Source organism: Streptomyces sp. NPDC104309, from assembly GCF_055584025.1.
In genome coordinates, this window is sequence record NZ_JBVJMV010000012.1 from 25,243 (window position 1) to 44,757 (window position 19,515).

Below are 19,515 nucleotides of genomic sequence, written 5' to 3' on the forward strand. Positions count from 1 at the left end.
AACGGCTGACGCCCGGGGAGCCGGCCGGGTGAGACTGTCTCCGGACGGGTCCGGCACGAGGGCCCGGCGAGGGGAGACGGACCGAGATGAACGCGATACGGACCCGGACACGGGGCGCGCTGCTGGCAGCCGGGCGGGGCGTTGTGCTGTCGATCGCCAGCCTGATCGGGTCGATCACTCTCTTCGTGTGGGCCGTGCTCTCCATCGTCTTCATCCCGCTGGGCGTCGGCCTGGTCACCACCCCCTACGTGCTGGAGCTGGTCCGCAAGCACGCCAACCGGCGCCGGCTGCTCGCGGTCACCTGGTGCGACATCCGCATTCCGGTCCCGTACCGCCCCTTCCCGAAGGATGTGCGCTCCGGCTTCACCGGGCAGGTGGAGCGGACCACGCTGCTGCTGAAGGACCCGGCGACCTGGCGGGACATCCAGTGGCTGCTGGTCGACATGACCGCCGGGTATGTGGTGGCGGTCCTGGCCTCCGCGCTGCTGGTGTATCCGGTGGAGGGTTTCGTCCTGGCGGCCGGGTTGTGGCGGGTCTTCACCGATGACCGTTACTGGTACGCGTTCGTGCCGGTCGACAGCCAGGCGACGGGCCTTGCCGCCGCCGCGCTCGGTGTGGTGTTCTTCGCGATCGGCCTGCTGGTCGGCCGGCCGCTGCTGCGGCTGCACTTCGTGATCGCCCGCGCGATGCTGGCCCCCACCCAGGAGCAGGAGCTGGCCCGGCGCATCGACCGGCTGACCGAGACGCGGCACGAGGCCGTGGACACCGCCGCCTCCGAACTGCGGCGCATCGAGCGGGACCTGCACGACGGGGCACAGGCCCGGCTGGTCGCCATGGGGATGAACCTGGGCGCCGTGGAGGCGCTCATCGAGAAGGACCCGGAGCAGGCCAAGAAGCTCCTCGCCATGGCTCGCGAGTCGTCGGCCGAAGCCCTCACGGAGCTGCGCGATCTGGTCCGTGGCATCCACCCGCCGGTTCTCGCCGAGCGCGGACTGGGGGACGCGGTCAAGGCGTTGGCGCTGCGGCTGCCGATCGAGTCGGAGGTCCGGGTGGAGCTGAGCGGCCGGGCGGACGCCGCGGTCGAGTCGGCGGCGTACTTCGCGGTGAGCGAGACGCTGACGAACACCGCCAAGCACTCGGGGGCCGACCGGGTCTGGGTGGACATCCACCACGCGGACGCGATGCTGCGGGTCACCGTCACGGACAACGGCAAGGGCGGTGCCGCGGTCGGAGCCGGCTCGGGTCTGAGCGGAATCGAACGCCGACTCGGTACATTCGACGGCATCATGGCCGTCAGCAGCCCCGCGGGCGGTCCCACCATGGTGACCATGGAGATCCCTTGCGAGTTGTCCTAGCCGAAGATCTCTTCCTGCTGCGCGACGGCCTGGTCCGGCTGCTGGAGGCGTACGACTTCGAGATCGCGGCGGCTGTGGAGACCGGGCCCGAACTGACCCGGGCCCTGGCCGAGTCGGCGCCGGACGTCGCGGTCGTCGACGTCCGGCTTCCGCCGTCGCACACGGACGAGGGCCTGCAGTGCGCGCTGGCGGCCCGGCGGGCCAGGCCGGGGCTGCCGGTGCTCGTGCTCTCGCAGCATGTGGAGCAGTTGTACGCGCGCGAGCTGCTGGCGGACGGCGACGGCGGCATCGGCTATCTGCTCAAGGACCGGGTCTTCGACGCCGACCAGTTCATCGACGCGGTGCGCAGGGTCGCCGCGGGCGGCACCGCGATGGACCCGCAGGTGATCTCGCAGCTGCTGTCGCGGCGCGCGCAGGACAAGCCGATGGGCGGACTGACCCCGCGTGAGCGGGAGGTCATGGAGCTGATGGCCCAGGGCCGTTCCAACGCGGCGATCGCCTCGCAGATGGTGATCACGGAGCGGGCGGTGGCCAAGCACACCTCGAACATCTTCGGGAAGCTCGGCCTGCCGCCGTCCGACGACGACAACCGCCGGGTGCTGGCGGTGCTCGCCTATCTCGACCGGGGCTGAACCGGGCCCGCGGCCGTGGGCCGCGCGGCCCCGTGGGGTGCGCGGCCCCGGCGGTCACGGCGCCGTGGTCAGGTGCAGTGTCGTCGCCCCCAGGTGCGGTGTCGCCCGGGATTCCAGCACCTTCACCCGTACCGAGGTGGCGGTGACCGGAGCGGCCAGGGGCAGGATGCGGCGGTGACCGATCGTCGTCCCCTCGGCGATCCGCTGCCAGGTCCCGCCGATCCGGGCCTCCACGGCGAACTTCTCCACCCGCTGCCCGTGCCGGACGTCCTCACGGACGGCGACCCGGTCGAAGGTGTACGGGGCCGGGCCCTGCTTGCGCACGTCGGTGCCGTAGATCCGGCGTACGTCGGAACCGAAGGCGGTCAGTGACGCGACATCGGCGTCGTCGATCCGGCCGTCCTTGCCCGGCGGGACGTTGAGCAGCAGGGAGGCATTGCGGCCGACGCTCTTCTCGTACAGGTTCATCAACTGCGCGGGCGTCTTGGGCTTCTCGTCCGGGTGGTGGAACCAGCCGGGCCTGATCGAGACGTCGGCCTCTGCCGGGTACCACTGCAGGTAGTTGACGGCCGGGTCGAGGATCATGGCCCGGGAGCCGATGTCGGGGTCGGTCGAGTCGTTGGGGAGGCTGCCGAGCCCGGTCCACGGGTCGGTGACGTGCGGGGTGACGCTCCACTCGGTCTCGCGGGCGATGCCGCTCTCGTTGCCGACCCAGCGCACGCCCTGCGGGCCCTGGAAGACGACGGTGTTCGGCGAGAGCGCCTTGACCATGTCGAACCACTGCTTGACGTCGTACTTCTGGGTGATGCCGGAGCCGGACCAGGGGTTGGCGCCGTCCAGCCAGAGTTCCTCGATCGGCCCGTACTGGGTGAAGAGTTCGTAGAGCTGGTTGAGGTAGTACGCGTCGTAGTCGTCGGCCGTCACCGTGAAGGTGGGGAGCTTGCCGCGCTCGACCGCGGCGGCCCGGTCGTCGCCGGGGACGAGCGTGGGGATGGTGCGCCGGGTGACCGCGCTGCCGTTGCCGAAGCGGCCCTCACCCGCCGGGGCGCGGTCGCCGTCCTCCAGGGCCATGCGCTCGGGCAGGCTGAGCGGCTTGCCCTCGGCCTGCTTCTCCCGGATCGAGTCGACCCACTGCGCGTGCCAGGCGTGCGGGAGTTCGGCGCCGTCGGAGGGCGAGAGGTAGAGCCCGACCTTCAGGCCCGCCTTGCGGGCGGCCTTCACGTACGCGGCCACGACATCGGGGCTGCCGGGGCTGAGCGCGACCGAGTGGTCGGTGTACCGGCTCGGGTAGAGCACGAAGCCGTCGTGGTGCTTGGCGGTGAGCATGACCTGCTCGACACCGGCGGCCTTGTAGGCGCGCATCCACTGGTCGGCGTCGATGGCCTTGGGTGCGAAGAGTTTCTCGTCCTCCGTGCCGGAGCCCCACTCGCGGCCGGTGAACGTGTTCATCCCGAAGTGCGTGAAGGCGGTGACCTCCCGCTGCTGCCAGGCGAGTTGACCGCGGGTGGGAACGATGTTCGCGGCCTTCTCGATGATCCGGTCCGGGCTGTCGCAGGACTCGACGGTCATCTGCGAGGCGGGCTTCACGGGCGCGGTGCACGGGGTGCCCGGTGGCGCCGACCGCTGGTTCGCGGGCTGCTGCGCGACGGCCTGTACGGGGACGAGCGCGGCGGCCGCCGCCAGTGCGAGCGCACTGAGCACACGGGTACGTCGTGCCATGGTTCCCTCCCATTCCCGACCAGCATTGGTCGGATCTCTTGGGTGTCGACGTGCGCATGCTGCCGCACAGAACGGCTCACGGGAAGGGCGCGCACAACATACGTCCTATCTCTCACCTCTAAAGTCCAAGCGCGAAACCCGGGGCCGGAACCGGCTCCCGGCATTCCCGCCCACACCCGCACCCGCGCCCGGCCTCAGTCGCCGAACCAGCCCGGCACGTCCAGCCGGAACGCACCCGCGGGCACCATCGCGCGCAGATCGTCCTCCAGCGCGCGCACCCGGCCCTCGCCGAGCACCCGGACCCATTCGGCACGCAGCCGGTCGAAGCCCTCGGCCGATGCGACCAGGACGTCGACGCCCCGCGCAGCCAGCCGGACCAGCTTGCGCCGACCGTCGCGGGGGTCGTCGACGCGCTCCACGTAACCGAGCCCCTCCAGCTTCTCGACGGTCTTGCCCGCAGCCTGTTTGGAGACCCCGAGCCGTCGGCCGATCTCGCTGGCCGTCGCCCCGTCACGACCGACGGCCTGGAGCGCGAAACCGTACGCGGGCCGCACATCGGGGTGACCCCGCTCGGCGAGCTCACGGTGCAACTCATCGATGATCGACCGGAATCCGGCGAACATCAGCAGGGGCAGCTCGAAGCCCGCCCCGGCGCTCGCGGACGACCCTCCCGCCACCCCGGCCCTCGGCTCAGGCATTGCAAAACTCGACAACCTGGTTTACTTTTTCGTCAATCACGTTGTCGAGTTTAGCGTGAGCACCCACGGTGAGAACCCACCACGAGAGGTCACCCATGCCCACGTCCACGTTCCCCGACCACACCCTCGAATCCGCCCCGCCCGCCGCCCGCGGCGCCATGGAGGCGGTGTCGCGGAAGCAGGGCTACCTGCCCTCCGCGGTCGCCCGGCTCGCCTCGTCCCCCGAGCTGCTCGACGGCTTCCTGAAGATCAGCGCGCTCTTCGAGTCGACCACCCTTGACCCGCTCTCCCGCGAGGCCCTGATCATGACGATGGCGGTCCGCAACGAGTGCCACGTCTGCGTGGCGATGCACAGCGCGAAGCTCACCGCGCTCGACGCCGACCCCGAGGTGCTCGCCGCACTGCGGGAGCAGCGCGTGGTCCCGGACGAACGACTGGAAGCGATACGGCAGTTCACCCTCTCCGTGATCGCGACGGCCGGCGCCGTGGACGACGGGACGCTCCAGGCGTTCCTGGCCCACGGGTACACCGCCCGCAACGCCCTGGAAGTGGTCCTGGGCATCGGCGCGTACACGATGTCGACGCTGGGCAACCGGATGACAGGGGCATCGTTGGATTCCCAACTGGCCGCCTTCGCCTGACCCTCGGCCGCCATCTCTCTCCCCAGGAGAAGGAGGCCCGCCCACCCGGTTGCGGTGGCCGAGCGGCTGGATCGGGGCGAGCCACCGCACACCGGGGTGACCATCGCACGATTCGCTCGTTCTGCCGATCGTGCGCCCACTGCCCGAAGTACCTTTCGCAGCCGCCCCGGCCAGGGCGGCGCAGGCCGCGCTCGTCGCGCACTATCCGCGGCTGGTCCGGCTCGGCTATCTCGTGCTGTCGCCGTCCCTCGGCAGCCATCGCCGCGTTCTGACGGCGCACACGCTGGCCCAGCGGTCGCTGTTGTCGGTGCGCCGGGAAGAGGGTCCGGCCGAGGGCCGCGTCCCGCCGCAGCGTCGGCCCGGCGGCCCGGCGGAGGATCCGTCCTACGCCCATGTCCGCGAGCGGGTGCTGCGTGCGGCGCTGGCGGCGGGCCGTCCATGGCACCGCGTCCGACTGCCGCCGCTCCTCCCGCTGGTGTGGGGGCTGCGCCTGTTGCCGCACTCGGGCGGGTCGGATGAACTCGCCCTGGAGCACGTCCTGTCCGCGCTGTCCGGTCCCGGGCGCGCCGCTCACGTCCTGCGCGGCCTGGAGCGGCTGGCCGACGCCGAGGTGCGGCGGGTGCTGGCCGCTGCCGGGGTGGCGGACCCGCATGCGGCGCTCGCGGAGGCGGACGGCGTGGCGGCACCGTACGCGCTCCTCGCGTCCCCGGAGTTCGATCCCTGTTCGCTCCAGGCCCGCCCGCCGGATCTGCCGCGCCGTCGCCGGCGCGCGAAGGCGGCGGTGGCGGCCGTCGCCGCGCTGCTGGTGTGTGCGGCACTGCTGGGGCTGCCGGGCGGCGGCTGGGGACGCGACACGTCGCCCGCGTCGCCGCGTCCCCGTCAGGCCTTTGCCGCACAGACCCCGGATCCCGGCACGTTGGGCCGGGTGCCGGCGACGTACTGGCGGCGCTCGCCCCGTACCGACTTCAGCTCCTGGCCCACCCGGGGCGACCGCGCCCGGGACGTCCGGCTGCTGCGCCGCGCGCTCACCGCGTGGGCGCGGCCGGACGGCGCGGTGCGCGTGTCGGCGACCGCGGGCACTCCCACGGGGCCGCCGATGGGCGCTCCTCAGCTGCTGTACGCGGGCGGGGTGGGCCGGGCGACGGTGGTGCTGTTCTACGACGGGCTGCGCGTCGTGCGGTACGCCGAACCGCAGGGCCCCGCTCCGGCCGTGGGCGCGGCGCTCGACTTCGCCCGGGTCGACGGTGCCGACAGGGCCTCGGCGGGTGCCCTGGTCGCGGATCGTACGGGCGACCGGATCCGCTACCTCACCGCGCCCTGGGTGCGTGCGGTGTCCGTACGGGATCTGCTCGCTCCGGGCGGCGGCGCGCGGCCCCTGCACCGTACCGCCGACGGCGTGACCGCCGCGCTGAGGAGCACGGTCATGGCCCGGAGCTGTCGCGTCTGGGACGCGATCGAACTGCGTGACGGCTCGACGACCCGTCTGATGACGGATCTCGGCGAGCTGACCCCCGTCCGGCTGACGTCGGGCCCGCCGTCCGCACCGCACGATGTCGACGGGCGGGCGGAGCGGGACAGTTGGGCGCGGACCGCCTGCCTGCTGCCGGCGGTCCGTTCGCACGGTGTGCGAGCGGTGAACTCCTGGCAGTACGCCGAGCAGCCGCTGCCCGAGGGCAACGGCTCGGCGCGCTGGCTGTGCACCAGGGCGGAGACCTGGCGGGGCACCGGGAGCCGGGTGCTCGCCCAGTTCCAGGCCCCGTCGGCCCCGTCCGTGGCGACGGGCGGGCCGCCCGGAGCGGTCGCGGCCCGTGCCGAGGACTCACCGGCGTGCGGAACGCGCGATCCACGGGTGCTGGCCGGGGTGCTGTGGAAGTCGCACGGCGGCCACTGGTACGTACTGGCCGCGGGCAGCGAGCAGTTCGTCTCGCTGACCACGTCGGGCGGGGTGGAGGGGAGGTCCGACGGCCGGTTCCTCGCCGTACCCGCCGGGGCGGGCGACCGGGCACGGCTGAACGGAACACTGGCGGACGGCGGCCGGGTGGGCGCCCTGCGCTGACCGCCCCGAACTCCCGGGGAGGGCCGGGAATTTCCACGCACGCCTCTGTTCCCGTGGCTTACCCATCAGTACATTGACACCATGTCTAACACGCAGCCAGCGCCGGTCGCGTCGGAGCGGACGCAACTCATGGCCCGCAAGGTCTCCTTCGCCTGGGAGAAGACGCCCCTGCACTGGGTGCCGGGCGATCCGTTCACCACGCACACCATCAATGTGCTCCATCTGCTGCTGCCCGCCGGGGAGCGATGGTTCATCCATGTGTACCGGCAGGTGCTGCCGTACATCCATGACGAGCAGCTGCGCCAGGACGTCATCGGGTTCATCGGCCAGGAGGCCGTGCACTCCCAGGCGCACGACGACGTCCTGCCGCGTCTGAAGGAGCTCGGTCTCGATCCAACGCCGTACACCGCGCAGGTCGACTGGTTCTTCGAGAAGCTGCTGGGCGACCGGACGCTGCCGCCGGGCCGGGCGCGCAAGTGGTGGCTGATGGAGCGAGTGGCGACGATCGCGGCGATCGAGCACTACACCGCCTTCCTGGGCGACTGGGTGCTGAACGCCGACGAGCTGGACCGGCGCGGCGCCGATCCGACGATGCTGGACCTGCTGCGCTGGCACGGCGCGGAGGAGGTCGAGCACCGCTCGGTCGCGTTCGACGTGTTCATGTATGTCGACGGCAGCTACCGGCGGCGGGTACGGACCTGGGCCACGGCATTCACCGCACTGCTCTTCTTCTGGCAGCGCGGCACGCGTTTCTTCATGGAGAACGACCCGACCCTGCCGCACGGCAAGGCCTCGTTCAAGGAGTTCTGCGCCAGCGGCAGGCGCGGCACCCTGCCCGCGACCGGTGATCTGCTGCGCTCCATCCCCCGCTACCTGAGCCACGCCTACCACCCCTCGCAGGAGGGCAGCACCGCCCAGGCCGTCGACTATCTCGCCCGGTCGCCCGCGGCCACGGCCGCCGAGGCCCGTATGACGGGAACCAGCTGACCATGCCGCTCCCCCTGCCCCGCCTGCGCACCGCCGTCCTCGTCACCGGCGCCGCGCTGCTCGCGAAGCGGGCCATGCGCAAGCGCGTCCGCAACTCCCCGCTCTGGCCGCTGCCGGCCCTGGAGAACCCGGTCTCGGGCCACTCCGACCGCCGCTCCACCACCACCCGCCGGCTGCTGATCACCGAGCGGACCAGCCCCGCCGAGGGCGTGGTCCGGCTCCGCCTGGAGGGCCCCGGCCTGCCCGCCTGGCAGCCGGGCGCGCATCTCGATCTCCTCCTTCCCTCCGGCCTGGTCCGCCAGTACTCCCTCTGCGGGGACCCGGCCGACCGTGACACGTACACGATCGCGATCCGGCTGGTCGAGGACGGCCGGGGCGGCTCCCACGAGGTGCACACCCGGCTCCACGAGGGCATGGAGGTCGAGATCCGCACCCCCCGCAACCGCTTCCCCCTCGCCGAGGCCCCCGCGTACCTCTTCGTCGCGGGCGGCATCGGCATCACCCCGATCCTGCCGATGCTGCGGTCCGTGGCCGCCTCGGGCGCCGACTGGCGGCTGCTGTACGGCGGGCGGTCCCGCGCCTCGATGCCCTTCCTGGACGAGATCGAGAAGCTGGGCGCGGAGGGCGGCCGGGTGACGATCGTCCCCGCCGACGAGGCGGGCCACCCGGACGCCGCCGCGGCCCTGGCGGACACGGCCGAGGGCACCGCCGTCCACTGCTGCGGCCCGGAGCCCCTGATGGACGCGGTCGCCGCCGCCCTCCCGCCCGGCCGCACCCTGCATCTGGAACGCTTCACGGCGGCGACCGCGTCGTCCACCGGCTCCGGCCCCTTCGAGGTCGAACTGCGGCGCTCCGGCCGCACGGTCCGGGTGGCACCGGACCAGTCGGTGCTGGCCGCGGTGCGCGAGGAGCTTCGTCACGTCTCGTACTCCTGCGAGCAGGGCTTCTGCGGAACGTGCCGACAGCGCGTCCTGGAGGGCGAGATCGACCACCGTGACGAACTCCTGACGGACTCGGAACGGGACGATTCGATGCTGATCTGCGTGTCGCGGTGCCGGGGGGAGAGGCTGGTGCTGGACCTGTGACGGCGGATGGCCGGATGTCGCCCGGCGCGGTGGGCCGGCCCGGCCCGCCACCCCTCCCCCACGGCCCCACTCGGTACGCTGTCCACCATGACGACCGGGGTGCGGCGCAGGATGGGCGTCGAGGAGCGCAGGCAGCAGCTGATCGGTGTCGCGCTGGAGCTGTTCAGTCACCGTTCCCCGGACGAGGTGTCGATCGACGAGATCGCGGCCGCCGCCGGGATCTCGCGGCCGTTGGTCTACCACTACTTCCCGGGGAAGCAGAGCCTGTACGAGGCGGCGCTGCGACGGGCGGCCGACGAGCTGGCGGCCCGGTTCGTGGAGCCGCCCGAAGGCCCCCTCGGGGAACGGCTGTTGAGGGTGATGGGCCGGTTCTTCGACTTCGTCGAGGAGCACGGGCCGGGGTTCTCGGCGCTGATGCGGGGCGGACCCGCGGTCGGGTCGTCGACGGCCAACGCGATGATCGACGGGGTGCGGCAGGCGGCGTACGAGCAGATCCTGGCCCATCTGGGGGTCGAGGATCCCCCCGCTCGGCTGGAGTTGGTCGTGCGCTCGTGGGTGTCGCTGGCCGAGTCGACGGCGCTGATCTGGCTGGACGGGCGGCGGATCCCGCGCGAGGAGCTGGAGTTGCAGCTGGTGCACGACTTCGCGGCGCTGGCCGCGGTGAGTGCCGCGTACAGCACGGAGATGGCGGGCGTCGTGCTGCGGGTCCTCGGGCAGGAGCCGGCGGACGGGCCGTTCGGGGAGCTGTGGAACCGGCTCTCCGCGCTGGCGCCCGCCGTACCGGCCGTTCCCGTGCAACGACTGCCGTAGCCCTGGACGGGACGCCCCTCAGCTGAGGAGTTCGACCTGGAGCGCGGCCGCCAGGCCGACCTCCGCGTTGTCCGTCCGGCCCCGGTCGAAGGCGCGCTGGTAGGCGGCGTCACCGACGGCCGCGCGGGCCTGGCGTTCGCACGCCTCGCGCAACGGGCCCAGCTCCGGGGTGCCGCGCTGCGGGTGGCCGACCATGCGCCAGTAGACCTGTCCCGTGCCGTACACCCGGGCGGCGCGGGCGCCCGCGCCCTGGGCGGCGATCGCCGCGGCCAGGATGTCCAGGCCGAGCGCGATACCGAAGCTGTCGCGCATGCGGTGCTTGCCCGCGAGCATCGAGCGCGCGTAGGAGGCGGAGGATTCGGCGTCGCCCCGCAGCAGGGCGATCAGGGCGAGTTGGTAGTCGACGTAGCTGCGGGTCCAGCACTCGTCCTGGGCCTCGCAGGCCGCGCGCAGGGCCATGGCCGCCTTCGCCGCCTCGTCCAGCCGTCCCAGGCCGGTCAGCGCGAAGACCGTGATGAGGTGGCAGCGCAGCCGGTAGGCCGATTCGAGCGGGGTGGCGGCGCCGGTGGTGCGCAGCACCCGGTCGACCTGGCGCAGGCTCGCCTCGGGGCGGCCGGTCATCAGATGGGTGAGCCCGCACAGATAGGCGGCGGCGAGGATGCCTTCGTCGGTCCCGTCGTGCGCCGCCGACCGGGTGCACTCCCTGCCCAGGCGCTGGGCGGCCGGGTAGTCGCCCTGGAGCATGACGGTGATGCCCAGCACCCACAGGGCGCGGGTGCGGTGGGGGCCCTCGGCCGGTCCGACGTCCAGGGCGCGCTGCGCGTATTCACGGGTCTGCGGCAGATGACCGCAGCAGCACCAGAAGAAGCCGATCCGGCCCGCCATCTCCTGGGCGGCCACGGTGTCGTGGGCCAGCAGGTGGTCGAGGGCGGCGCACAGGTCGGCGTGCGACTCGGCGATGCGGTGGTACCAGAAGATCTGGTCGTCGCCGGTCCAGCCCGCGTGGGCGTAGCGGGCCAGGCCGAGGAAGCAGGCGGCGTGCCGGTCGGCGGCGGCCCGTTCCTCGCCGAGTTCGGCGAGCCACATCCGTCCGTACTCGCGGATGGTGTCGAGCATCCGGTGGCGTGCGCCGTCCCGGCTGACGACGGACTTGGCGACCAGGCCGCTCAGCGCCTCGGCCACGCCGTCCGCGGTGAGCGGTCCCTCGGCGCAGATCTCGCGCGCCGCGGCCTCGTCGAAGTCGCCGCGCAGGACGGTCAGCCGCGCCCAGAGCAGCCGTTCCAGCGGGGTGCACAGCTCATGGCTCCAGCCGATGGCGGTCCGCAGGGCACGGTGGCGCGGCGGCCAGGCCGACGCGTCGGTCGGTACGTCGAAGCGGGAGCCGATCCGTACGGCCACCTGCTCGACGGTGTCCCGGCCGAGGGCTCCCGCCGCGAGTTCGATGGCGAGCGGAATGCCTTCGAGACGGCGGCAGATCTCTTCGGCGGCCTCGGCGTTGCCCGGCGCGTCGAGGGCCAGCCGTGGTGCCGCCGCGGCCGCCCGGTCCCGGAACAGGGTCAGTGCGTCACCGGCGCCCTCGACGGGCAGCGGTTGCACCTCGACGAGGCGTTCGCCCCTGATGCCCAGGGGCTGCCGGCTGGTGGCCAGCACGGTGAGGCCGGGTGACGTGGTGAGGATCTCGCCGAGCAGATGCGCGCATGCGGAGCGCAGATGCTCGCACGAGTCGAGGACCAGCAGCACTTCCTTGTCGGCGAGCCATTCGCACAGCGCGTCGATGGGCATGCGCAGGGTGTGGTCGCAGAGCCCGACGGCGTCGGAGACGGTCGCGATGAGCAGTCCGTCGTCGTGGAGCGGGGAAAGGTCCGCCCACCAGGCTCCGTCGCGGTGTGCGGGCGCCGCCTGCCGGGCCGCGCGGACCGCGAGCCTGGTCTTGCCGACGCCGCCGCTGCCGGTGAGGGTGGTCAGCCGGTGCGTGGCGAGGGCGTGTTCGAGCCGGGCAAGATCCGCTTTCCGTCCGACAAAGCTCGTTGTCTCCTCGGGGATGTTGCTCGCCATGGTCACCGTCGCCGAAAACAGATGGACCGACCGGTCCCGGCCCCTGGTTCCGTACGGTTCAGGCATGGGAGGAACCTGACGTACCGGAAAGGGGGCCGGGACCGGCCGGAGGTGGGAGGGCGCGCCCGGAAGTGCGGTACTGCGGCACTCCCGGACGGCTGCGGCCTCCCAACGTAGACCGTCGCGGCTCAGTTCAGGGAAAACACCGCCACTGTGCGGCCCGGGACGGTGAAGCTTCCCGAACTCCGCCCGTACGTGGACTTCTTCACGGTAGAATCCGCGCCCGCGGCCTGGACGGGATGCAGGGCGTACCGCTTCCCCGCCAGACCGGAGATCCGCTGGGTCTCGGTGCCGGGGGCCGCGTTGAGGACGACCACCAGCCTGCCGAGCCGCATGGTGATCACCCCCGGCGTCTCGTCCTTCCCCGAGAGCGGGAAGGACAGGGTGGACTGCACCTGCCCGGTAGTGGCGAGATCGAAGTCCTTCTCCGTCGCACGGATGGTGAGCAGGTCCCGGTAGGCGGCCGATGCGCCGTCGATCTGCGCGCACCCCGGCTTGAGCGCGGCGTCCGCCAGCAGCGGCCGTGCGTAGGACCACTTGGACGCGTTGTCGGCGGCCGGCGGCAGCCCGCGGCCGAAGCCGTTGCCGTCGCGGCAGTCCCAGTGCAGGGCGTTGAACCAGTCATCGCTGTCGTAGGAGTTGCGGTCCAGGGACTTGGAGCGCAGCAGGTCGGTGCCGGCCTGGGAGAGCGAGGGGCCCTGCGAGAGGGTGGCCGTCGCCATCGCCAGGACCTGCATGCGGGCCCGGTCCGCCGCCGAGGTGCCCGCCGGGAGCTTGAAGGCGAGTGCGTCGTACAGCGACTCGTTGTCGTGGGCGTCCGCGTAGGCGAGGGCGTCGCCGGGGGTGGCGGCGTATCCGGCGGGGGCGCCGTTGTAGTCGACGCCGGATCCCTTGACGGTCCTCCCGGAGGAGTCGGTGAAGGTGTAGTCGGCGAGGTTGCCGGTGAGGCCGACCTTGATCAGGTCCTGGTAGTGGAGCAGCCGGGCCTTCTGTTCGGCCTTCGTGCCGTTGGCGGTCGAGGCGTTGGGGTCGGTGTAGAGGCCGGTGGCGAAGCCCTGCACGCCCGGGTCCTCGTCGAAGGGGCTGCCGCCGCGGACGGCGTCGCGGGCCCGGTCGGAGAAGGTGGCGATGCCGGTGCCGGCCATGTTCTTCTGGGTGGCCTGGACGAAGCGGGCGTCGTCGGCGACCTCGCCGAAGTTCCAGCCCTCCCCGTACAGGACGATCTTCTTGCCGTCGACGCCGTCCTTCGCCGGGGTCAGCGCGTCCAGCGCCTTGCGGACGGCGAGGATGTTGGCCTTGGGGTGGTGGCCCATGAGGTCGAAGCGGAAGCCGTCGACCTTGTACTCCTTGGCCCAGGTGACGACCGAGTCCACGACGAGCTTGCCCATCATGGTGTTCTCGGGCGCGGTGTTGGCGCAGCAGGTGGAGGTGGCGACGGTGCCGTCGTCCAGCAGCCGCTGGTAGTAGCCGGGGACGATCCGGTCGAGTACGGACTTGTCGTCCTGGCCGGAGGCGACGGTGTGGTTGTAGACGACGTCCATGACGGTCCGCAGGCCCGCGCCGTTCAGCCCCTGGACCATCTGCCGGAACTCGACGGTGCGCCGGGTGCCGTTCGGATCGGAGGCGTAGCTGCCCTCCGGGACGGTGTAATGCAGCGGGTCGTAGCCCCAGTTGAAGCCGTCGCGCGCCGCGGTCTTCGCGACACAGGCCTGCTGCTCCTCTGAGTCGGGGGCGTACACGGACAGGTCGCAGGCCGGTTTCCGCTGGTCGGACTTGTTCTCGGGGATGGTGCCGATGTCGAAGGCGGGCAGCAGGTGGACGTAGCTCGTGCCGGCCTCGGCGAGCCGCTTGAGGTGCCGCATCCCGTCGGAGCGGGTGTCGGTGAAGGCGAGGTATGCGCCGGGGTGCTTCGAGGTGCGGTCCGCGATCGAGAAGTCGCGGATGTGCAGCTCCTGGATCTGGGCGTCACGCAGTGGGACGGCGGCGGGCTTCTTCAGCCCGGACCAGCCCTTCGGCGCGAGGCCCGGGTCGTCGAGGTCGACCACGAGGCTGCGCGCGGAGTCCGTGGTCAGCGCGGTGGAGTAGGGGTCGGTGACCTTGTTGGTGACGATCTTCTGCACGGTGGGCGCCCAGACGTCCACCACATAGCGGTAGGGCTTGCCCGTCCACTTCTTGGTGCCCGTGACGGACCAGACGCCGGTGCGGTCGTCGCGCCGCATCGGGACGTTCTTCCCGTCGAGTTCCAGGGCGACGGTCTGCGCGGTGGGCGCCCAGACGGACAGCGTGGGGCGGCCGCGGTCGAAGACCGGGCCGAGCGAGGCGGTGGCCGCGTTCTTCCCGTAGAGGTCGTCGAGCACTCCCGCGCTCTGTACGCCGGTGGCGGCGAGCAGGGCGCCGTTGGCGGCGCGCTGGGTGGCGATCAGCTGGCCGCGCAGCGCCTCGCGCACCCGGTCCCGGTCGCGGACGTCGACGGTGAACGCCGGATAGTCCTTGAGGTGCGGGTACTTCGCCTTCTGTGCGTCGGTCAGCGCGGACGGCGTGAGCCGCAGCCACTGCCCCTCGTCGGAGAGTGCCCCGTCGACGACGGAGATACCTCCGTCCTTCGCGTGGACGAGCTGCTGGCTGGTGGCCTCGGTGGCCTTCACCTTCCATACGACGGTGTCGGCGTCGATCCACTGCGCCTCGGCCTTGGTGAGGTCGGGCGTGGGTACGCCGCCGCTCTGCGGCAGCAGATAGCCGGGGGTGGAGCCGAGCATCCAGACCTCGTGCCCGTAGGTGGCGAGGTCGAGCGACTGGTCGCTGGGGAGGTCCTTCTCGTCGCCCTTGTGCAGGATGTAGCTGAGCAAGGTCGCGCCGTCGGTGAGCGGCACCTCGAAGGTGACGCCGGAGGCGTCCTTCTTCACCGGCTGGAGCGGTTTGGCCCAGTCGGTGGGGTTCTTGGCACCGGTCCAGGTGTGCAGCCCCCAGCCGTCGTAGGCGCCGTCGGCCCGGTAGTAGTGCAGTACGGCCTTCGTGGTGTCCTGCGGCGGGTAGGCACCGGCGGGGGCCTCGTCGGCCTGGCCGTCCTTGTCCTGCTCGATCCAGACCTGTCCGGTCCTCGCGAGGTCGACGGTGCGCTGCGGACCGTCGGCGGTGCCGGACTTCTCCACGGTGTACGGGAGGGAGGAGGCGCCCTCGTCGAGCTTGATCCAGGCGAAGGCGCCGTAGGCGTCCCGCCCGGTGAACGCGGCGGCCTCGTCGCCCGCCTTGAGCTGCCAGCCGTCGTAGTCGCCGTCCGCACGCCGGTAGTGGACGACGGCGTAGTCGCGTTCGACCGCGACGGGCTTCTCGGCGACGGGCGCCGCTCCGGCCGTGGACGAGGCGAGGGCACTCGCGGTCCGGCCGGCACGGTCGACGACAACGGCCTTGTACCGCAGGGGAGTTCCGGTGGCGACCGGGTCGCCCACGGTCTGGGTGACCCGGTACGGGGCGTGGTCGGCGGAACCGAGGGTGACCCACTTCCCGTTGCCCGTCTGGGCGGCGAAGACCACGCGGTTGAGCTGTCCGCCATCGACGTCCGCGGAGATCTCGACGGTGCCGGTGGCTCCGGCGGCCGGGGCCTTGAGGGTGATCGACGGCTTGGCGGCGGGCTCGCCCATCGTCTTCTCGGCGCGCAGGACGAGGCTGGACAGGGCGGGCACCGTCACGGTGATCTTCCTGTCGGCGCCACTGCGGACCGTTCCCGAACCCCCGTACAGCGTACGGAAGTTCATACCGGCGGACGCGGTGGGAAGCGCGACGGTCCTCGGCCCGGTGCCGTTGTTCGTGGCGACGACGTACTCGTGTCCCCGCTCGGGGTCCGTACGGGAGAAGGCGTGGACGGGGCCTTCGGCGTACCGCTCCGTCTGGACGCCGTCGCGCAGTGCCGGGTTCTTCCTGGTGAGCTCGGAGAGCGCGGCGATGTTCCGGTACAGGGGGTGGCTCGTGTCGTACGCGTCGGAGGCGTGGGTGCGGTCGGTGCCCAGTTCGTCGTCGTCGAGGTAGTCGGGGGTCTTCGAGGCGAACATGGTCTGGCGGGCGTCCTTGTCGCCGCCCGCGCCGGTGAAGCCCTGCTCGTCCCCGTAGTAGACGACGGGGTTGCCCCGGCTGAGGAACATCAGCTCGTTGGCGAGCCGGGCCCGCTGGACGAGTTCCGCGTCGTCCGCCTTCGGGTTGTCCTGCTTGAGGAACGACCCGATGCGGCCCATGTCGTGGTTGCCGAGGAAGGTGACCTGCTCGTAGGCGTTGGCCTTGTCGGTGGTGTAGCGGTAGTCCTCACCGAGGACGGCGGCGAGCTTCGAGGCCGGGGCGCCCTGCGAGGCGTACTGCCGGGCCGCCTCCTGGAACGGGAAGTCGAGCGTCGCGTCGAGCCTGCCCCGGGTGACGTAGGGCGAGGTGACGGCCGGGTCGGCGGAGTAGACCTCGCCGAACATGAAGAAGTCCTTGCGCCCGTGCCGGGCCGCGTAGGTGTCCAGTGCCGTCGCCCACTGGGTCCAGAAGTCCAGGTCGACGTGTTTGACGGTGTCGATCCGGAAGCCGTCGATGTCGAAGTCCCGGACCCACTTCTCGTAGATCTTCTCCATGCCGGAGACGACCTCGGGCCGCTCGGTCCACAGGTCGTCGAGCCCGGAGAAGTCGCCGTACGTGGTGGACTCGCCGGCGTAGGTCGAGTCGCCGCGGTTGTGGTACATCGTCGGGTCGTTGAGCCAGGACGGGACCTTGGTCCCGGTGTTCCGGGGGGTGTACGGGAACGAGTCCGCGTCCACCTTCGCCAGGCCCTTGCTGTCGTCGAACGGGCGGCCGTCCCGGTCCAGGTACGGATAGGCGCCCTTGGGCCGGTAGCCGTAGGTCTTCTCGGCGTAGTCGACGGTGTCCGCGGTGTGGTTGGTGATGACGTCGAAGAAGACCTTCATGCCCTTGCCGTGGGCCCTGTCGATCAGTTTCGACAGGTCGGCGTTGGTCCCGAAGTGGGGGTCGACCTGGGTGAAGTCGGTGATCCAGTAGCCGTGGTAGCCGGCCGAGGCGTCCTTGCCGGTGCCCTGGACGGGGCGGTTCTTGAAGATCGGGGCGAGCCAGATGGCGGTGGTGCCGAGGCCCTTGATGTAGTCGAGCCGCTCGGTCAGGCCCTTGAGGTCGCCGCCCTGGTAGAAGCCCTTGTCCGTGGGGTCGTAGCCGGTCTCCACCCGCGAACCGGTGAGCCCGCCACGGTCGTTGGAGGTGTCCCCGTTGGCGAACCGGTCGGGCATGACGAAGTAGAACTGCTCACGCGTCAGATCGTGACGGGCGGGCTCGGCGGCCAGCCGGGCGTCCGAGGGCGGGCCCGGGGGCCTCGGCGCGGCGGACGCGGATGCCGCCGGGAGGACGGGGAGGAGCGCGGCGCAGAGTGCGGCCACGGCTCCCCGCCCGAGGGTGGAACGGGACACGGGCAAGGTCTCCTTGTGTGCGGGGTGAGGATCTCGGGGCGGGCCGGACCACCGGGTGGCGGGGTGGGGCGACCCACCCCGACGCGGCCCGGCCCGTGCGCCGGTGCTGGGCGCCGCGGGCGGGCCCGGACCGGTCACCGGCGTCAGCTGCGCCAGACGTCGCCCGTCAGCGTCGCCCTGCCGGACGACGGAACGGTCGCGGTGCGGTTCGCGCCGCTCTCCCAGGTGACGTTGCCGCTCGCGTCCTTGCGGAGGTACTTGTACTCGAACGAGGTTCCCGCGGGCATGTCCACATCGAGCTTCCAGACCGGGTACGTCGCCGGGTCGAGCTTCAGCGCGCTGCCGGTGTTCCAGTTGCCGAGGGCCGACTGGTTGCCGGTGACGTAGATGTTCTGGCCGAGCTGGGTGGTGGCGTCGACGCCGAACGAGGCGCCGGAGGTGCCGGTGCCGGGCTCCGTGGTGCCGCCGCCCGCGCAGGTACGGGCGTTCACCTGCAGCGCGACGGCCGTGTCGGCGCCGAGCGTCGCGGTGAACCGGCCCGAGCCGTCGACCGTGACGCCCTTGCCGGACTGGATGTCGCAGTAGGCACCGGCGGGCAGCGACGTCTGGAACGTACGGGTCAGCGAGGAGGCCTCGTGGTTGATCGCGACATACGCCTTGGAGCCGCGGCCGAACGCGATCTGGTCGCCACCGTTGTCCCACCAGTTCGTGACGGACTCGCCGCGGGCGGTGTTGCGGAAGCCCACCATGGAGGAGATCTCGCGCCAGGCGTGCTGGCACTTCCAGCCGTCGCTGTAACAGGCGTTCACCGTGCCGGCGCCCGGCGGCCCGGCGTCCTTGTCGGACCACTCGTAGCCGGAGTGGACGTCGGGCGAGCCGTACGGCCAGGCCAGCATGAAGACACTGGCGAGGGTGTACTTGGCGCCGTCCTTGTAGTTCAGCGTGTCGCCACCGCGCTCGGTGTCGTGGTTGTCGACGAAGACCGCGGCCTTCGACGAGGGCATGAAGCCCCAGCCCTCGCCGAAGTTCTTCAGATAGGCGAGGTTCTCGTTGTTGAAGACCTGCTTGAGGCCGCGGGCGTACCGGAACTCCTGGACGTCCCCGGTGCCGGTGTACTCGTCGGGCGAGACGGCCTCGCCCGCCCCGTAGATCGCCTCCTGCTTCCAGTAGGCGTTCGGGTTGCTCAGCCGCGACTTGATGTCGGCGAGGTCGGCGGCGGGCATGTGCTTGGCGGCGTCGATGCGGAAGCCGTCGACGCCGAGGGAGAGGAGGTCGTCGAGGTATCCGGCGATCCTGCCGCGGACGTACTCCTCACCGGTGTCCAGGTCGGCGAGGCCGACGAGTTCGCAGTTCTGGACGTTGGCCCGGTCCTGGTAGTTGCTGATCTGCGCCGTGCAGTCGTCCATGTCGGGCGCGGAGTACACACCGGGGTAGTTGTACTTGGTATACGAGGAGCCGCCGGTTCCGGTACCCGATCCCGCCGACATGTGGTTGATGACGGAGTCGGCGACGACCTTGACTCCGGCGCTGTGGCAGGTGCTGATCATCCGGGCGAAGGACGCGCGGTCGCCGAGCCGGCCGGCGATCTTGTAGCTGACCGGCTGGTACGAGGTCCACCACTGGCTGCCCTGGATGTGCTCCTGGGGCGGCGAGACCTGCACGTAGCCGTAGCCGGCCGGACCGAGGGAGTCCGTGCAGGCCTTGGCCACGGAGTCGAACTTCCACTCGAAGAGGACGGCTGTGACGTCCTTGTCGCCCGGCGTGGACGCCTGGGCGGTCGTGGTGGGGGCCACCAGGGCGGCGGCGCCCGCTATCAGCGCGAGCGCCGCGGACAGTGGTCTGCGTGCCATGCTTCCTCCTGCTGTGGGGGGAAATGCGGGTGACGGTGCAGCCTCACGTGGCAACGCGCCCTGCCCTCAAGGCTCCTGAATGTTCTTGCTGCAAGAATGCAAACCTTGCCGCAGCGCAGACCGTAC

At 71.6% G+C, this 19,515-nt stretch carries 12 protein-coding genes; 7 read left to right on the forward strand and 5 right to left on the reverse strand.

Going from position 1 to position 19,515, the window contains the following annotated elements; all coding sequences use genetic code 11:
* The first annotated feature begins 86 nt into the window (after positions 1-86).
* Complete coding sequence (locus ACZ68L_RS19015; protein ID WP_469578238.1) at positions 87-1,355, forward strand: sensor histidine kinase; 1,269 nt, start codon at positions 87-89, stop codon at positions 1,353-1,355.
* Entirely contained in the window at positions 1,340-1,987 is a 648-nt protein-coding gene (locus tag ACZ68L_RS19020; RefSeq protein WP_469578243.1) for a LuxR C-terminal-related transcriptional regulator, read from the forward strand. Before ACZ68L_RS19015 ends, ACZ68L_RS19020 begins: the two co-directional genes overlap by 16 nt.
* 54 nt (positions 1,988-2,041) lie before the next feature.
* Here ACZ68L_RS19020 and ACZ68L_RS19025 read toward each other — a convergent pair whose 3' ends face one another.
* Both ACZ68L_RS19025 and ACZ68L_RS19030 read right to left on the reverse strand, forming a co-directional pair.
* Entirely contained in the window at positions 2,042-3,706 is a 1,665-nt protein-coding gene (locus ACZ68L_RS19025; protein ID WP_469578248.1) for an alpha-L-fucosidase, read from the reverse strand.
* A gap of 194 nt (positions 3,707-3,900) precedes the next feature.
* Entirely contained in the window at positions 3,901-4,404 is a 504-nt protein-coding gene (locus ACZ68L_RS19030; RefSeq protein ID WP_469578252.1) for a MarR family winged helix-turn-helix transcriptional regulator, read from the reverse strand.
* 95 nt (positions 4,405-4,499) lie between these two features.
* Here ACZ68L_RS19030 and ACZ68L_RS19035 point away from each other — a divergent pair, with 95 nt between their 5' ends.
* From ACZ68L_RS19035 to ACZ68L_RS19055, 5 genes are all read left to right on the forward strand, one after another.
* Positions 4,500-5,045, forward strand: coding sequence for a carboxymuconolactone decarboxylase family protein (locus tag ACZ68L_RS19035; protein WP_469578255.1), 546 nt, complete (start codon positions 4,500-4,502; stop codon positions 5,043-5,045).
* Between the two features lie 130 nt (positions 5,046-5,175).
* Positions 5,176-7,101, forward strand: coding sequence for a hypothetical protein (locus ACZ68L_RS19040; protein ID WP_469578259.1), 1,926 nt, complete (start codon positions 5,176-5,178; stop codon positions 7,099-7,101).
* Positions 7,102-7,182: 81 nt separating this feature from the next.
* The gene (locus ACZ68L_RS19045; RefSeq protein WP_469578264.1) at positions 7,183-8,088 is read left to right on the forward strand and encodes a metal-dependent hydrolase; all 906 of its coding nucleotides are present in this window, start codon (positions 7,183-7,185) and stop codon (positions 8,086-8,088) included.
* 2 nt (positions 8,089-8,090) lie between these two features.
* Entirely contained in the window at positions 8,091-9,173 is a 1,083-nt protein-coding gene (locus ACZ68L_RS19050) for a PDR/VanB family oxidoreductase (RefSeq protein ID WP_469578269.1), read from the forward strand.
* A gap of 87 nt (positions 9,174-9,260) precedes the next feature.
* Positions 9,261-9,983, forward strand: coding sequence for a TetR/AcrR family transcriptional regulator (locus ACZ68L_RS19055; RefSeq protein WP_469578272.1), 723 nt, complete (start codon positions 9,261-9,263; stop codon positions 9,981-9,983).
* Between the two features lie 18 nt (positions 9,984-10,001).
* Here ACZ68L_RS19055 and ACZ68L_RS19060 read toward each other — a convergent pair whose 3' ends face one another.
* The 3 genes from ACZ68L_RS19060 to ACZ68L_RS19070 all read right to left on the reverse strand — a co-directional run bounded on the left by ACZ68L_RS19060 (position 10,002) and on the right by ACZ68L_RS19070 (position 19,389).
* The gene (locus ACZ68L_RS19060; protein WP_469578701.1) at positions 10,002-12,038 is read right to left on the reverse strand and encodes an ATP-binding protein; all 2,037 of its coding nucleotides are present in this window, start codon (positions 12,036-12,038) and stop codon (positions 10,002-10,004) included.
* Positions 12,039-12,226: 188 nt separating this feature from the next.
* Positions 12,227-17,539, reverse strand: coding sequence for a pullulanase-type alpha-1,6-glucosidase (pulA, locus tag ACZ68L_RS19065; RefSeq protein WP_469578277.1), 5,313 nt, complete (start codon positions 17,537-17,539; stop codon positions 12,227-12,229).
* A 143-nt stretch (positions 17,540-17,682) separates the two neighbouring features.
* Complete coding sequence (locus tag ACZ68L_RS19070) at positions 17,683-19,389, reverse strand: carbohydrate-binding module family 20 domain-containing protein (RefSeq protein WP_469578280.1); 1,707 nt, start codon at positions 19,387-19,389, stop codon at positions 17,683-17,685.
* Positions 19,390-19,515: the final 126 nt, after the last annotated feature.

What these genes read in the sequence shown, in the direction of transcription:
- ACZ68L_RS19025 (WP_469578248.1), bottom strand. Translation starts at nt 3,706, where the DNA reads ATGGCACGACGTACCCGTGTGCTCAGTGCGCTCGCACTGGCGGCGGCC.
- ACZ68L_RS19055 (WP_469578272.1), top strand. Translation starts at nt 9,261, where the DNA reads ATGACGACCGGGGTGCGGCGCAGGATGGGCGTCGAGGAGCGCAGGCAG.
- ACZ68L_RS19015 (WP_469578238.1), top strand. Translation starts at nt 87, where the DNA reads ATGAACGCGATACGGACCCGGACACGGGGCGCGCTGCTGGCAGCCGGG.
- ACZ68L_RS19045 (WP_469578264.1), top strand. Translation starts at nt 7,183, where the DNA reads ATGTCTAACACGCAGCCAGCGCCGGTCGCGTCGGAGCGGACGCAACTC.
- ACZ68L_RS19030 (WP_469578252.1), bottom strand. Translation starts at nt 4,404, where the DNA reads ATGCCTGAGCCGAGGGCCGGGGTGGCGGGAGGGTCGTCCGCGAGCGCC.
- ACZ68L_RS19070 (WP_469578280.1), bottom strand. Translation starts at nt 19,389, where the DNA reads ATGGCACGCAGACCACTGTCCGCGGCGCTCGCGCTGATAGCGGGCGCC.
- ACZ68L_RS19035 (WP_469578255.1), top strand. Translation starts at nt 4,500, where the DNA reads ATGCCCACGTCCACGTTCCCCGACCACACCCTCGAATCCGCCCCGCCC.
- ACZ68L_RS19050 (WP_469578269.1), top strand. Translation starts at nt 8,091, where the DNA reads ATGCCGCTCCCCCTGCCCCGCCTGCGCACCGCCGTCCTCGTCACCGGC.
- ACZ68L_RS19060 (WP_469578701.1), bottom strand. Translation starts at nt 12,038, where the DNA reads ATGGCGAGCAACATCCCCGAGGAGACAACGAGCTTTGTCGGACGGAAA.